We start from the raw sequence: 13429 nt of genomic DNA, 5'->3' as shown, positions 1-13429 counted from the left end.
AGCCCTTGATTGTTCTTTTTAATGTGCATGCCAATTACTGTAAACCTACTTCTTTTGCACACTTTCTTTCCCAACGTGTACTACTTGAATATCATGTATTTTTGCTCAAAAGAACAATCATACCATCACAGGATTTTATTTTTGTACGGCATTCTCGTTTCCAAATTTCCTCATACCAAGGTTGCTTTACAGACATATCTACAAATGTGAAAGGCGACCGCTCGTTTTTAGCTTGTAAAACTAAATAATTCCTGTACTGCTCATCTCCAATAGCAAAACTGATACAGATACATTTCTTTATTTCCTTTTCCGTACCTTCTTCATCTTCAAATAATGCTTTTAGAAGCAGAGCAACTGCACCGGCCCTAAGTATTACTGGCCACATAGTCTTTCTATTTATCTTGTTCTCAATTATTCATGTTTCTATTTGTTCAGCGTTGGCAAACGTTTTTAATACTCACTAATTAAATCAGCTATCTTATCGTCATATGGTTTAAATACACTTAATTGGTAATTATTATACCTTTTTGTAATATACGCCTCAATCATATCAAGTCCATATTCAATCTTATTGGTATTTGATGCGTTCATATTTTCGCAAATCATTTCGTTTTCTTTTATCTCTTTTTTTATTTGTAAAAGAAAATTCATTTGTGACTGTTCTGAGTTTATTTCTTGATTTATTTTAAGTTCTAACTCTTTTGCTTCTTTATTATATTTTTCTCGACCAATTAATAAGCTAAATTTAATCGAATAAAAACTCCAGTTTATGTCGGTATAATTATACTCCTCGATTTTTCTAAGATATTTTTCTCTTCTTCCCTTTACTATTTCGGTCGCTAAAAGAGAATTTGCGTGGTCTTCAAAGTAGTCCGAGTAATTAATGAAAAGGTCAATGTACAAATCATAAATGTTCACAACACAATCGTAAGAATACTTAATAATGCGTCTATTAATATATTCCATATAAGTGTCTACAAGAAGTTGTTTATATTTTCCTTTTTCTTCCCTACGCTTTAAGATTAACGCTATAATAATTCCAATAATTAGAGTGGCTACAATACTTAAAATCGGTATGATTATGTCCTTAGTAATATCATACCAAGTAATTGGATTTTCTATATTATCCATTATTTTCTGAAATCCTTTTTCAATGTTTGCCAATAATTGTATATTAAACATAATGTTCCTATAAAGCCTATTTAATATCTATTAAACATATGTTCAATATACCCATTATATTTTCTTAAATATCATTAGGACCATTTACACTATAAGATAAAGATTTTATCACTCAGAAAAACTTTCATTAACGCTATAGTTAGTACATGAATAGAGTACGAGTAGGTACCACTACCCTCTCTCACTTTCCAATTACCTCCACAAACATACTCCAACAATAATCTGCTAATAACTATACAATTATATAATCATCCAAAATACCAACTTACACTCAATATTCCTATAAGTAGAACTACGTATTTTTCACAGGACCAATTAAATTATTTTCAACGTTCTTCCTGACAACAAAAAAAAAGGCCTTTACAGTGTTGTAAAAGCTTTCTTTTCGATTCTTAATCACGTTTTTCTTATTCAAAACAGCACGAGCGTGACGCTTGCAGGGCCATAAAATCATTTCAGATCTTGAATTATTATGAAATTCTACAATAGTTACTGCTATTGTAAGTGATTTTTTAAAAACTCATTGTAAACCCAATGCCATTTCCATTCGCTATAATTTCAAACTCTGGCTTAAATTCATAGTGCGCGGTCGAATTCAGGGAAGAATTATATAGTTCTACCGCTTGTTTTGCTTTTTTATTGGCGCTTGAAGCAATAGGAATTGCAACAACAATTAGACCAGCTCCTATTCCGGCCAAAGTCCAATTCGCATCTCCACCTCCTACAGCAGTCCCTATTGGCCAACCAATTAGTCCTCCACCAGCAAATCCAATAATGGAGGAAAGTGTATTATTGGATTGGGCTTTTTTAATTAATTCAAACGCTTGTTGGTTGGATTCCATTGTTTTGACCAAATTACCCATTGTCAGTTTTTTTCCACTCTGCGTGAATTTATACCCACCAAACACTTTTTCCATTTCAATCTGTTGGCTGACGCATAAAGTCATAGCTGCAAATGCAAACGTTAGCGTCAAAATCATTTTTTTCATATTCTAAATTTTTATTTTGGTTAAGTAACTTACAAGATTTACGCATGAACATGAGAACAAATGTTCAAATTATAAATAGCCATCCAAAATACCTACTTTAACCCAACTTTACAATAAGAAGAACTACGAATGTTATCTACAACATTTTATTTATTTACTGAATTTTCCTCCAGCCAACAACATTGTTTTTAATCTTCTTGAAAAAGAAGTTTTTATATATTTTCCAGGAAAAGATATAAGTATCACGGTTGCGGCACCATAACCCCAAAGACCCAACTCTACCCCTCGTCAAACCAACAATTCCAATCCAACCAAGCCTCATCCTGGCAAATCGTTAGTCACAGGCTCATCTCTCCAACAGTCAGAAAGTCAACAACATGGTATTCAACTTAGTCCGTGCCGAAAATACGAATGTTTGGTTATTATGAGGGTTTTTAAATTTTTCCTTCAGGAGTGGCAGATTTAGAAGACTTCAGTTTCAATTCCAATATGGTGCGATTAAGAGTTTTAAAACCCAATAAACTATGTCAAAGTATAGTTAGTTTCAATTCCAATATGGTGCGATTAAGAGAGGCACCCATTCACGGACACTGCCTGCTGGATGGGATGTTTCAATTCCAATATGGTGCGATTAAAGGGCTCAATTCGCATTCAATTGCTGATTGGGATCAGCGTTTCAATTCCAATATGGTGCGATTAAGAGTAAACCATCACAGACAGATACAGTTGTTATCTCTTACGTTTCAATTCCAATATGGTGCGATTAAGAGTAGTTCCCCTAATGGTTTCTTCAGTAGTAGGATCAACGTTTCAATTCCAATATGGTGCGATTAAGAGAGAGAGAAGGCAAAGGGAAAGTTTACTTCATTCCTTCGTTTCAATTCCAATATGGTGCGATTAAGAGGCTATTTTGGCTCATTAATGCCACTTGTTGATGTTTGTTTCAATTCCAATATGGTGCGATTAAGAGCTTGAAAGCTGAAATTAGAACAGAAGCAAGAAAGCAGTTTCAATTCCAATATGGTGCGATTAAGAGTGAAAAAGCAGACCAAACAATTTACGAATATTTAAGTTTCAATTCCAATATGGTGCGATTAAGAGATGGCTGGCCGACGAATTAAAGTTTATAAAACTTTGTTTCAATTCCAATATGGTGCGATTAAGAGTTCGCCAATGTCGTAAGCATCATGCTGACCTGTTGGGTTTCAATTCCAATATGGTGCGATTAAGAGCCGTTAAAATACAAAAAAATACATCTGATAATCAGTCCATTACCCAGTTTTATTACACGTAATTTAATTTTAAAATCGTCAATGTCCAATTCTATGTTTTTACTATGGCTACGACGGCAATGTTATGCATTGACTATCAGTCAAATAAACTATCAAGATGTCAAAGATCACCAAAACAAATCGATTCTTCAGGGCTTTGACGATTATAGAAATGACCCAAGTTCATTTTTTTCTTTACCCATAGCCTCTTTATTCAACCATTCTTCACTCCTGCTGGTGAAGATAATTAAACTATCTTCCTCTTCATTCATGATTTCTTTTGCTTTCATTTTTAACTCGTTTAGCTGTGAAGAGGTTAATGCGCCTTCAAAAACAGAGTTCTGAATCCAATTGAGATATTGCCTACATAGCTTAAGCATCTTGCCAACTCTCTTTTGCCCAATATCATAAACTATGATGACGCACATTCTACCACCACGCTTTAAAAGGTTGATACTCCTCGATTTTCATAATATGTTTAATCAACTTATAGGTTTCTAACTTTACCAAATGTTTATAACTCACACTTCTGCCTAGTTTTCTGTGTTTAATCGAACGATCCAATCGTTCTTCCCATAATTTCAAGACTTTCTTTTTGCCAGATTCATTCAATAAGCAACTGTTCAATTTTCTATTGAAATCCTTTTCACTCAAAATCTTTTTATTCAATAAACTGAAAATTAATCTATCGACAAGAATCGGCTTAAAAATCTCAGAAATATCCAAAGTCAAGGAATATCTTCTAAATCCGGGTTCGTGCAAAAAACTAATCGTGGGATTAAGCTGCGTGTGATAAATCTGATCCAAACACAACGTATAACACATCATATTACAAAATGAAATCAGTGCATTGATCTCATTGAAAGGCGGTTGTTTCGTTCGGTTTCCCATTTCAAAACCGGGAATAATCTCCTCGAAAGCACAATAATATACTTGACGGATATTGCCCTCCCAGCCCATCAATTCACTGATGGAAGATGCATTTATTTTGGCTTGATTGTAGGTTTCAATTTGTTCAATGTGAGTTGCTAAGTTTCTTTCTCTACTTTGATAATACTTTAAATTCCGAAGCATATTTATCGCAGCTCCTTCTACAATTTTTTGAGCAACCTCCATGCGCATTTTTCCTGAAGTATAGCACTTTACCTGTTCAACAATCACCTTGCCGCTGAGCAAATAATCTTTGGGCATAAAGCTACCGGTATAGTGCTCATAAAAATCAAAAAAATGAACAGGAATTTGATTTTTACCCAAAAAATTATACATCGCAGAATTCGCGTCCAAAGATCCAAAACAGTATAAATTTTTAATCCCAGCAACAGGTAAATACTTTGCCGGCCCTTCATTCCCATTTTCATCAATAGGCTTAAACTTTAAGGTATTGTCTTTTCGGCTCAGACGACCTGGATTAAATAAGTAGTAGGATTTTTTCATGGTATTTTCAATTTAAATCTCCCCTGCATAACAAAAATCATTATAGCTACAACTTTTGTAAATTCTTGCATGAATCACAGGTGGACAGGCAACATTATTTACCACAGCCTTAATTTCCTGAATCCTTTTTTTAAATAAACGATATCTTCCTCATCTAAAAACACCTCTTCTCTTTCCCGCAATTTGGGATATTCTATAATCCCCTTCTCGACCTCAATAACGTTCAACTCTAAAAGCCATAAATAAAACTTTACTTGCTAAATATGCGCATCTTCAACTTTATTGCTGAGTTTGGTTTCATGAACGACCTTATCTTTCGTATCGTAGAAATCGATTTTTCCTGTCAGATTCATTCCATTGTGGTGTCCAGACAGTTCTATTTGCGTATAGCGCTCACTTCGTTGTTGGTAGGATTCTTCTTCAATGACTTTTCCTTCGGCAACGATGTCAGAAGTGTGTTCCATCTGAATATCATTCGCAAACAACCAAAGTTTTCGTTTGCAAAGTCGGTGGTAATTGATATGGGTCCCGGTGAGATTCATGAGGCGGAAAAAATTAAGGAGCCTTTCAGCTCCTATTACAGTAATTTTTAAATTTGATTCTCATAATCAAATGCCATTATTCTATTGTACAACTCTTGTTCTGCTTTTTCAATTGCATCTACAGACTCTGATTTTGTTTGGATATATCCACTTGCTTGGAGTGCTACAAAAGTTTCAACACCTTGCATTTTTTCTTCGATAATGGGTTGAGCCTTTCCGGAATCTTCTTCTGATAACTTGGCGCGAATACTCCCTGCAATAAGGTTGGCATTATTACTGATAGAAATTGCCAAAGTATCCATCAAACTAAAAGTTCGTGATTGGTTAGAGGTTATCTTCCAATTGACGATTGCTTTGGCCAATGCTTTGGCCAATTTTTCTCTTAATTCTTTAGGCGCAACTAAACAAGGTCCAAAAATATTACTTGATTCTGTCCAGCCTTCATTTCTCAATCTATGAATAGTTTCATCTGCCATTTCGGGTTCAAAAGAATTTAAACTGACACAGAACAATCTACGTAAATCGATGGCAATATCAGAAACGAATAATCCAGAAGCTCGACTTTGGTTGGGAATCCATTTTCTACTTAAACTTCTGTCTTTTCCTTCCAAAAATTGGACAATTTCTTCTTCCGATAATTCATTACCGTTTTCATCCCGAACGATGACAATATTATTTGGACGGTCACTTCTGTCAAATGAAGCATTGTCACTATCTAATCCTGCCAATAATGGATGTAAACCTCTCATCGCTGAAATGGATAGTGGACTTCTTCTTTTCAACGTTCGTTCTTTACCCCCTTTTGCAGCTTTCATCCAACCTCCAAACAACTGATCGGGATACGTGGGATCGCAAGTTCCGTAAACTTCACCTTCTTTTAATTCCTTTTGTTTGGTAACATCAAAAAGAAAGGTTGTTGGGCTTGGTACAACATTTAAATGTTCTGAAATAGAATCCACAATAGATCGTTTGACTTGTTGACCACTGGAAAATGGAATACGGCGATTAAATTGTGCATCATAATAATATTTTTGACCATCTGAAACGCAGAAAACTGTGTGTTCCGCTCTTTTTAAGGTTCTGATGTAAATTGTATTGTTCATAATAAGTAGTTTAAATAATTTTAAGATTGTTTTTCTTCAAATGCGTAATCGAATTTTAATAAAGTACTGAAATAACCGAATTCCTCATTGGTCATTAAATGCACTTCATCTTTTAGATTTTTTAATGCATCCAAATCGGAACCTCCAAGAACAGAAATCATTTCTGTCAATGCTTCAATAAAACCACGTTTGGATTTAGCTCCAAATAAATCTTTTTCAATTAAATTCTTTCCGGTAGTGCCTTTCGCATTACTTCTATACCTTAAAATTAGCTTTGCCAACTCAGAGGTATAATCTGTGATTTGTTCTTTGTTTTTTGATATCATAGCGATTAACCAAGTTTTATAAGATTGATAAATTAATATTTGTTCTTCATTTTTGAATGAAAGGTTTTTATTATCTTCCATATATTTTTTCAAACTATCGGGTCGAAGCGCGTGTAAGCCTATATTTCCTAATTCACACGCTCTTTTGATGTGTATACCAAATAAGGATTGAAAAGTTTTTGTTTCAAAAGGTACATCTGTATGAAACAATTGTTTAAACACATCTTTCAGTCTTCGTCCTTCTTTTAAATAAATCGGAATAAATCCAATGGTTTTATTGGTTTGTCCGAGACTATAGATATAAGCATTTAAAGTTTTTTCAGGGAATTGATTGGAAAGGCTGAAAAATAAGTTGGACCAATTGACTGTATTGACTTCTGCTAAGGAAGTGTCCACTTTGAATATTTGCTCTTGTTCCAAGTCAAAAAAGTTAAAATGCTCAGTATAATTTTTGCTTAATTTATAAGTTAACCATTGGCCATTCCAAGAATTAATTTGATTGCCTCTTAGCTTTTCCAAAGTAGGATCATTCAGGTATATTCGATAATGCTGCCAACCTTCAAAAGTTGCCAACGTAATTTCAGCATCATTGATCAAAAGATTAAATCCTCCTGCTACGCCAACTCCTAATCCTCCACCAATCCAGGAAAGATAAATATCCTCTTCATCGGCTTCAATTACGATATCTGAAACCAAACCTGAAGTGCTCGCAAAGTCTTTACTTTCCGATGCTGGAAAACCTATTGCAAAACTCGCATCAGGCTCCTCTTCTTCTACTTTTGAATAAAGGTTCTCTAACTTCTCTAATCGCTCATCAATAGATAACAGATGCGGTTTTTGACCATTTTTCATTTGCACAAAAGGTGAATTTGTTACCCATTGCATATATTTCGGATGATTAAAAAACAATTCAAAATACACTTCCTCAAAAAACTCTTTTGCCGAATAGTTCTTTTTGTACTTTTCGTTATATGCTTTTAAAAATGTTTTGCCTACTAATGTGGTTATCATATAAATTGGTTTAAAACATTAAAATTCTCCTGTTTAATTTCACTTTGATCCAGTCCGAATTCTAAATCGTATGCTTTGTCTGGAACAATAAATGGTCTATTCCCTTTTTCTGATTGTTCCATTTTTGCTACTACCCAATAGGCAACTGACATTTCCACATTTAATCGGGTTTCAAAATCTCCGTTTTCATATTTTTCAACATCAGATTCTGTAATGCAGCTTACGCTATCAATTTGCAATAGCTCAAAAAGAATCGCTTTACTTCGATGTGTTAATTTCCCTAACTGAAAGCCTGTTTCCGTTTTAAAAACGCAGTGTTCTTCTATTTTTAAGAAATCAATTTCGGTATAAACTTGATCGATCTTTTGTTGTAAATCTTTCTCTCTTAAAACTTCGCCATCAGCTAAAACTTCAAATGTTTTTTGCAAAATGTTCAAATTATAAGGTCTGGCTTCTTTGACGGTTTCTGGAGGAGCAATCACATAAATATCTTTATAGTTACCAATCGTATCCCTTGTTCTTTTTCGATTCACTCTTCCAAATCGTTGAATCATCGCATCCAAAGGAGCAGTGGCGGTAATCATAAGGTCGAAACTAATGTCTAAACTCACTTCTACTATTTGTGTAGAAACCACTATACAAGCTTCCTGACTGGTATTAAATTCAAAAGTTGGCAAGTTATTGTCATCCAAACCTAAAAGTTGTTTTTCTTTAAGGTTTCTATCTCCCCTTTTGAATTTACTATGCAACAACAAAGAAGAAGTATTCGGAAAGCTATCCTTAATTAGTCCATACGCTCGCTGCGCTTCTTTTATAGTGTTCATTACGATTAGAACTTTTTTATCAGAAGCTACATTTTCTGAAATTATATTTTCAGCCAACTCAAAAGAGTCTATTTTGTGAATGATATGCCTGTTGAATTGTTCTAATTCATCATCACATAACCTTACCTCTAACACATTATCACCTAGTAAATTTCTAATTCTCTGATATAATATACTTGGCATCGTAGCAGTTCCAATGTGAATTCTGCAATCCAATGATTTCAAAACTTCTATAAGCTTCAATACTAATGCTTGTGAAATTCCTGAGTATGTATGAACCTCATCCAATATTACATCACAACCTTTAATATCCAAAATCATAGCTTCATAACCATTCATTCCCAAAGCAATCACAGCCAATTGATGAGGCGTAAGAATTTTAACTGATGAACCCATTAAATTTTGCAAAGAAACTTCTTCGTCTTGTTTTCTTTTTACAATAATGGAAGTGGAATGTAAAACCCGAATATCTAAATCGGGATTATCCTTTTCCAAATCATTTCCTACTCGCTTAAACATGGCGTTAATCGATGCTTGGAAAGGCAATGTATAAAAAACACGTCCTTTACATCTTCTAAACAAATAATCTGTCTTCCCTGCACCTGTACAAGCCACTACCATGGTGTGCTGCTTGCTTGAAATCGAGTTTTTTAGTGATAGCGGAAACAATTCATCCTGACGATTATAAAAATCCAGATTTGGTGATTTTAAAATCCTTTTTACTTGATTATCAGTTTTATCAATCAGAGTTGATGCAAAATAATCGGAAGCCATTAATAATCCTCGCCATTTGGAATATCCTTTTTCCTTTGTAACCCGTTCACAATAATTAATACAATATTCTAAATTATCAAAGGCTTCATCTCTCGAAATAGATTGACAGGAAATCCCCAATTCATTAAAAATCTTTAAAGCAACTAAACTCCATTCCTCCCAGTTTCCCAAGTGAAAATCCTCGTAGTCATCATTTTCTTCCAAATCAAGCAAACCTTTTCCGCCAATATCCTTCAGCACTGATTTATGATGACCAACAACCATTTCAATCAAGAAATCATGTTGCTCTTTTGGAAATGCAGAAAGGAAGTATAAAGAAGCGATTTCGTGGCGAAATACACTATTTTTATTTGTCTTTCCTCTTAACCTTTCTTGAAAAAACGGATGTGCCTTACCAATATCATGCAGAATAGCTCCATGATAGGCAATCGCTTCATCTATATCTAAATATTTAGCAAATGCTTTTGTAGCCACTGCTACTTGCTGTAAATGAGTGGTTAAAATTGTCCATTCCGGTCCCGATTTAGCAAATATAGTTTTCATCCTAAATACGATTAACGGGTGTACCTACAATTTTCAGCCAACCGAACATTGGTTCATTCGTTAATCTATGATATCCAACGTGAAAAGCATCTTTATTCCTATCAAAAATCAATTCATACCCATTAAAAATTTCTGGAGTATCAAAATCATCTTTCGACACTTCTATGAAACTACTCGGCATTAAAAGGTCTTCATTTCTGCATAAACATATATGTTGCTCAAAAGCCCTATCAGCGTCTTCTTTTGTTGAAAAAGCCAAATGTAAAATTGGCTCTAACAGCACGCCTCGTATTAATACTGCGGTTGGTCTATCAAAGAGTATTTGTTTTCCTTTTCTAGTTGAGTTCCATCCCCTTGTTTGAATAACCTCTTGTTGTTGATTGATTTGAGAATAGGAAAGCCGATGCCCTTTAATCTTCTTTATCCCAATTTCATTTAGCAACTCCGGAAACAACTTTTTTTCAATGCCCTCCACAATACTCGGTGTCAAAAATTGTTGAGAAAAAGTCTCGCTATCTCTTACCGCAGTCCAAGGTTTAATAAAACCAAAAGGTCCTGAATATTTTACTACGTAGTACTTTTCCATAATCACTTATTTTAATGCGCCAAAACCAATTCCAGTCGAATTTCCTAATCCCGTACACCATGCGAATGCAATTTGTTCGGGCGTTCCTTCAATAATAATTGGAGCTAAGGATGTCCGGTTTTTAATTCCTTTATACGTCACTAATTTTGTCTGTCTGAAATTAGTTTCAGGATTTAGTCTAATGGAAATGCCTTCAGATAATAGATTTGCTTTTTCTAATCTATTTTTAAAACTTTCGGTCAACACTTCTTCAAAATTATTATCCTCCAGTGTAACATGGCTAATTTTGTCTTCTTGTTTTATTTTCAATAATACCGGACTCGCCATTAGAAATTTTTCACTCGAACTAAAGTCGGGTATATTTTTAATTTGCACATCATTTACTTTCACCCCATGAAACATTTCTGGATCTTCAAGTATACCTTTTATGATTTGCTTTAATAAAGATTCCTTATAGGTTCCTATAAAAAAATAAGCACCATCTTTCAAATTGATACCTTTCTTACTTGCAATTGTGTTTTGAATCCATGAAAAGGAATAATGTCCTGATTTACCATGAACTCCATTGTCTTTTCCAATCCATTTGTGAATCACTCCTGTCAATAACTCTTGATAGTTAAACGGTATCGATTTGTCATTTTTTCTAAGGCTTAAATATATTCTCATGTCTTATTTTATTTTCCCTTTAAATATAAATCTATTTTCAACATTTACCCAGCTCCGCTTCAATCTATAACCAATTTTGATCAATCTTTATACATAATGTTTCCACCACTATATTGGCCTATTAATGAAAACAGAAATGTCATTAGTATTTAAAACAAATTGGAAAAACTATAATGAAGATTTAACCATAAAAAGCAGCATTATTGGTGTTTAGGGTTTACAAGTATATTAGCAATTACAGCCGAAAACATTAACAACTTATAACTAATTATTTTTGGACGGGTCACCCACATCCTCTAAACCCCAAAATACCACCTTTCCCACAACCTTCCTATACGTAGAACTACGTATTTGTACATGACCTTGGTGTAGGCTTCCCCAACATAGAACTGTTGGTTAATTCACAATTTATTAATGGTTTCTATAAATGTTTTTTGGGAGCGCAACCAGTGTCCTTTCTTTAACCAATGTTAACCCATTCACTTTGAACCTTGTCATCGGAGAGTGAATTTATGGATCTTGGAATTCTTGGTGGAATCGTCAAAAATGACATAAATAACAGCACGAGCCATAGTGCCACTTCCCTTAACCTCAATCTTACAAAGGCGGACAAACTGTTTTACACATTTAACTTCTTTACTCGCACCTATTAATCTCTTCGGAACTGCTGCTCCTAAACACTCAGCACCAAGACTTTCAATCAAAGCACCTTTAGGTGGTTTAGAGCCATCACCTATACAACGACTCTGATGGACCTACCATCATCTTATTTACAGCTTTCAATCTTTTATTGCCGTGGTTGATTCTGGGCACACTAAGAATAGTTGCGGTGGCAAGCACCTAAAATACTAAATATTGACCGAGCCTGTGGAAATTCCGTCCTGTCACTCTTTTTAGCGTGAAGGATTTTCCATGTAGGCCAGGACAGGTCATTGCTTATACACATCTTAGTTATTGGCAGTAGTTTTATATAATGCGATAATTTCATTTTGAATTAATTTTTAAATCAAAAATATTATTGTATATTCACAATCGTATAAGGGTAAAAATCCAATTATGAGCGTAAAAGTAAAATCAGAAGATTCAAATAAGAAGAAAGGTGTAGTATCAGCGAGGGTTGCTAGAAAAGGAAGGAATCCAGCTAGTATTACTAGATTCTCACCTTCTTGGGTAGTTGTTAACTCTAAAGATGCTCCAGGATTCAAATTAGAATTAATAAGTCGTATTAGAGAAGGTGTTAAAAAGTCAGATTGGAAACAATTGATTCAATACACAGGTTCTACTGAAAAAGAGTTCGAACATATTCTTCCTACATCTATAAGTAGTATGCAGAAGAAAACTATTTATGGAAAAGAGACGTCTGAACGTATTTATGAATTAGCTAGATTATTTGGATTAGGTTATGAGGTCTTTGATTCCAAAGAAGATTTTAAGAAATGGCTAATGACTCCATCCAAAACTCTTGGCAATAAAGTTCCATTTGAGCTACTTGATAGTAGTTTTGGTTTTGAAATGGTAGAAAACGAAATCATTAGAATTCAATATAACGTTTACAGCTAATGATAGTCAGATAATGATAGTCTTCAGAGTAGCTAATGTAAAATATAAAGACAAAACATTGTCCGGCATTGGTGCTGAAAAAGTTGGCGGAAGATGGAATTCAGTGGGTACGAGAGCCGTTTATTGTTCAGAAAACATTTCATTAGCGTTATTAGAATATTATGTTCATTCCGAAAACATTGCATATTTACCTAAAGAAATTTTAATTGCAAAAATCCAATTTCCAGACGAGTTTTTAATAGAAGAATTAAAAGAACTTCCCGAAAGATGGAATCAATACCCATATTCTTCCAAAACCACAGAGGTTTTTACGGAATTAGCAAAAGACCGAAATAGATTTGCTTTAAGAGTGCCATCTACTATTGTCGGTCTTGAATCAAATATTATTCTAAATCCTTTATTTAAAGATTTTGGAAAAGTTGAAGTAGTCGAGTTTATTGAATTGCCAATTGATGAAAGGCTGAAAAAAGATATACGATAATAATCTATATTTTTGGAGAAGAGGAGAATTACTGCCAACGTTATGTGTCGAGTAGGAAAAGGGAGTTTCACCCTTCCCCTCTCACAGAACCGTACGTGATAGTCTCCCATCATACGGCTCTTCTAATTTAATCCACA

General features: G+C 34.2%; 12 protein-coding genes, 1 pseudogene and 1 CRISPR repeat array. Of the genes and pseudogenes, 2 read left to right on the top strand and 11 right to left on the bottom strand.

Annotation, left to right across the window (positions count from 1 at the left end; translation table 11 throughout):
* Positions 1 to 91: 91 nt before the first annotated feature.
* The 11 genes and pseudogenes from MWU32_RS05015 to cas6 form a co-directional block, all read right to left on the bottom strand.
* Complete coding sequence (locus MWU32_RS05015) at positions 92 to 385, bottom strand: hypothetical protein (RefSeq protein ID WP_246938259.1); 294 nt, start codon at positions 383 to 385, stop codon at positions 92 to 94.
* 65 nt (positions 386 to 450) lie between these two features.
* The gene (locus MWU32_RS05010; protein ID WP_246938258.1) at positions 451 to 1164 is read right to left on the bottom strand and encodes a hypothetical protein; all 714 of its coding nucleotides are present in this window, start codon (positions 1162 to 1164) and stop codon (positions 451 to 453) included.
* A 530-nt stretch (positions 1165 to 1694) separates the two neighbouring features.
* Positions 1695 to 2171, bottom strand: coding sequence for a hypothetical protein (locus MWU32_RS05005; protein WP_246938257.1), 477 nt, complete (start codon positions 2169 to 2171; stop codon positions 1695 to 1697).
* 475 nt (positions 2172 to 2646) lie between these two features.
* Positions 2647 to 3403: direct repeats of the CRISPR family, unit length 30 nt; unit sequence GTTTCAATTCCAATATGGTGCGATTAAGAG.
* Between the two features lie 203 nt (positions 3404 to 3606).
* Complete coding sequence (gene cas2, locus MWU32_RS05000; RefSeq protein ID WP_246938256.1) at positions 3607 to 3870, bottom strand: CRISPR-associated endonuclease Cas2; 264 nt, start codon at positions 3868 to 3870, stop codon at positions 3607 to 3609.
* A gap of 1 nt (position 3871) precedes the next feature.
* Positions 3872 to 4876, bottom strand: a complete 1005-nt coding sequence (gene cas1b / locus MWU32_RS04995) for a type I-B CRISPR-associated endonuclease Cas1b (RefSeq protein WP_246938255.1) — start codon at positions 4874 to 4876, stop codon at positions 3872 to 3874.
* Positions 4877 to 4888: 12 nt separating this feature from the next.
* Positions 4889 to 5418, bottom strand: a pseudogene (gene cas4 / locus MWU32_RS04990) (CRISPR-associated protein Cas4).
* 47 nt (positions 5419 to 5465) lie between these two features.
* Positions 5466 to 6521 carry a hypothetical protein gene (locus MWU32_RS04985; RefSeq protein ID WP_246938254.1) on the bottom strand — a complete coding sequence of 352 codons (1056 nt, stop codon included), beginning with the start codon at positions 6519 to 6521 and terminating at the stop codon, positions 5466 to 5468.
* A gap of 20 nt (positions 6522 to 6541) precedes the next feature.
* Entirely contained in the window at positions 6542 to 7858 is a 1317-nt protein-coding gene (locus MWU32_RS04980) for a hypothetical protein (RefSeq protein ID WP_246938253.1), read from the bottom strand.
* On the bottom strand, positions 7855 to 9999 hold the full coding sequence (cas3, locus tag MWU32_RS04975) for a CRISPR-associated helicase Cas3' (protein WP_246938252.1): 2145 nt from the start codon (positions 9997 to 9999) through the stop codon (positions 7855 to 7857). Before cas3 ends, MWU32_RS04980 begins: the two co-directional genes overlap by 4 nt.
* A gap of 1 nt (position 10000) precedes the next feature.
* On the bottom strand, positions 10001 to 10585 hold the full coding sequence (locus MWU32_RS04970) for a hypothetical protein (protein ID WP_246938251.1): 585 nt from the start codon (positions 10583 to 10585) through the stop codon (positions 10001 to 10003).
* A 6-nt stretch (positions 10586 to 10591) separates the two neighbouring features.
* Positions 10592 to 11251, bottom strand: coding sequence for a CRISPR-associated endoribonuclease Cas6 (gene cas6, locus MWU32_RS04965; protein ID WP_246938250.1), 660 nt, complete (start codon positions 11249 to 11251; stop codon positions 10592 to 10594).
* Between the two features lie 1056 nt (positions 11252 to 12307).
* Here cas6 and MWU32_RS04960 point away from each other — a divergent pair.
* Both MWU32_RS04960 and MWU32_RS04955 read left to right on the top strand, forming a co-directional pair.
* Positions 12308 to 12811, top strand: a complete 504-nt coding sequence (locus MWU32_RS04960; protein WP_246938249.1) for an antitoxin Xre/MbcA/ParS toxin-binding domain-containing protein — start codon at positions 12308 to 12310, stop codon at positions 12809 to 12811.
* Between the two features lie 13 nt (positions 12812 to 12824).
* Complete coding sequence (locus MWU32_RS04955; RefSeq protein WP_246938248.1) at positions 12825 to 13292, top strand: RES family NAD+ phosphorylase; 468 nt, start codon at positions 12825 to 12827, stop codon at positions 13290 to 13292.
* Positions 13293 to 13429: the final 137 nt, after the last annotated feature.

This window comes from Gelidibacter sp. F63206, assembly GCF_023015735.1.
This window is presented reverse-complemented; position numbering and strand designations above follow the sequence as displayed.

What these genes read in the sequence shown, in the direction of transcription:
- MWU32_RS05015 (WP_246938259.1), bottom strand. Translation starts at nt 385, where the DNA reads ATGTGGCCAGTAATACTTAGGGCCGGTGCAGTTGCTCTGCTTCTAAAA.
- MWU32_RS04985 (WP_246938254.1), bottom strand. Translation starts at nt 6,521, where the DNA reads ATGAACAATACAATTTACATCAGAACCTTAAAAAGAGCGGAACACACA.
- cas1b (WP_246938255.1), bottom strand. Translation starts at nt 4,876, where the DNA reads ATGAAAAAATCCTACTACTTATTTAATCCAGGTCGTCTGAGCCGAAAA.
- MWU32_RS04955 (WP_246938248.1), top strand. Translation starts at nt 12,825, where the DNA reads ATGATAGTCTTCAGAGTAGCTAATGTAAAATATAAAGACAAAACATTG.
- cas6 (WP_246938250.1), bottom strand. Translation starts at nt 11,251, where the DNA reads ATGAGAATATATTTAAGCCTTAGAAAAAATGACAAATCGATACCGTTT.
- MWU32_RS04960 (WP_246938249.1), top strand. Translation starts at nt 12,308, where the DNA reads ATGAGCGTAAAAGTAAAATCAGAAGATTCAAATAAGAAGAAAGGTGTA.
- MWU32_RS04970 (WP_246938251.1), bottom strand. Translation starts at nt 10,585, where the DNA reads ATGGAAAAGTACTACGTAGTAAAATATTCAGGACCTTTTGGTTTTATT.
- cas2 (WP_246938256.1), bottom strand. Translation starts at nt 3,870, where the DNA reads ATGTGCGTCATCATAGTTTATGATATTGGGCAAAAGAGAGTTGGCAAG.
- MWU32_RS04980 (WP_246938253.1), bottom strand. Translation starts at nt 7,858, where the DNA reads ATGATAACCACATTAGTAGGCAAAACATTTTTAAAAGCATATAACGAA.
- MWU32_RS05005 (WP_246938257.1), bottom strand. Translation starts at nt 2,171, where the DNA reads ATGAAAAAAATGATTTTGACGCTAACGTTTGCATTTGCAGCTATGACT.
- cas3 (WP_246938252.1), bottom strand. Translation starts at nt 9,999, where the DNA reads ATGAAAACTATATTTGCTAAATCGGGACCGGAATGGACAATTTTAACC.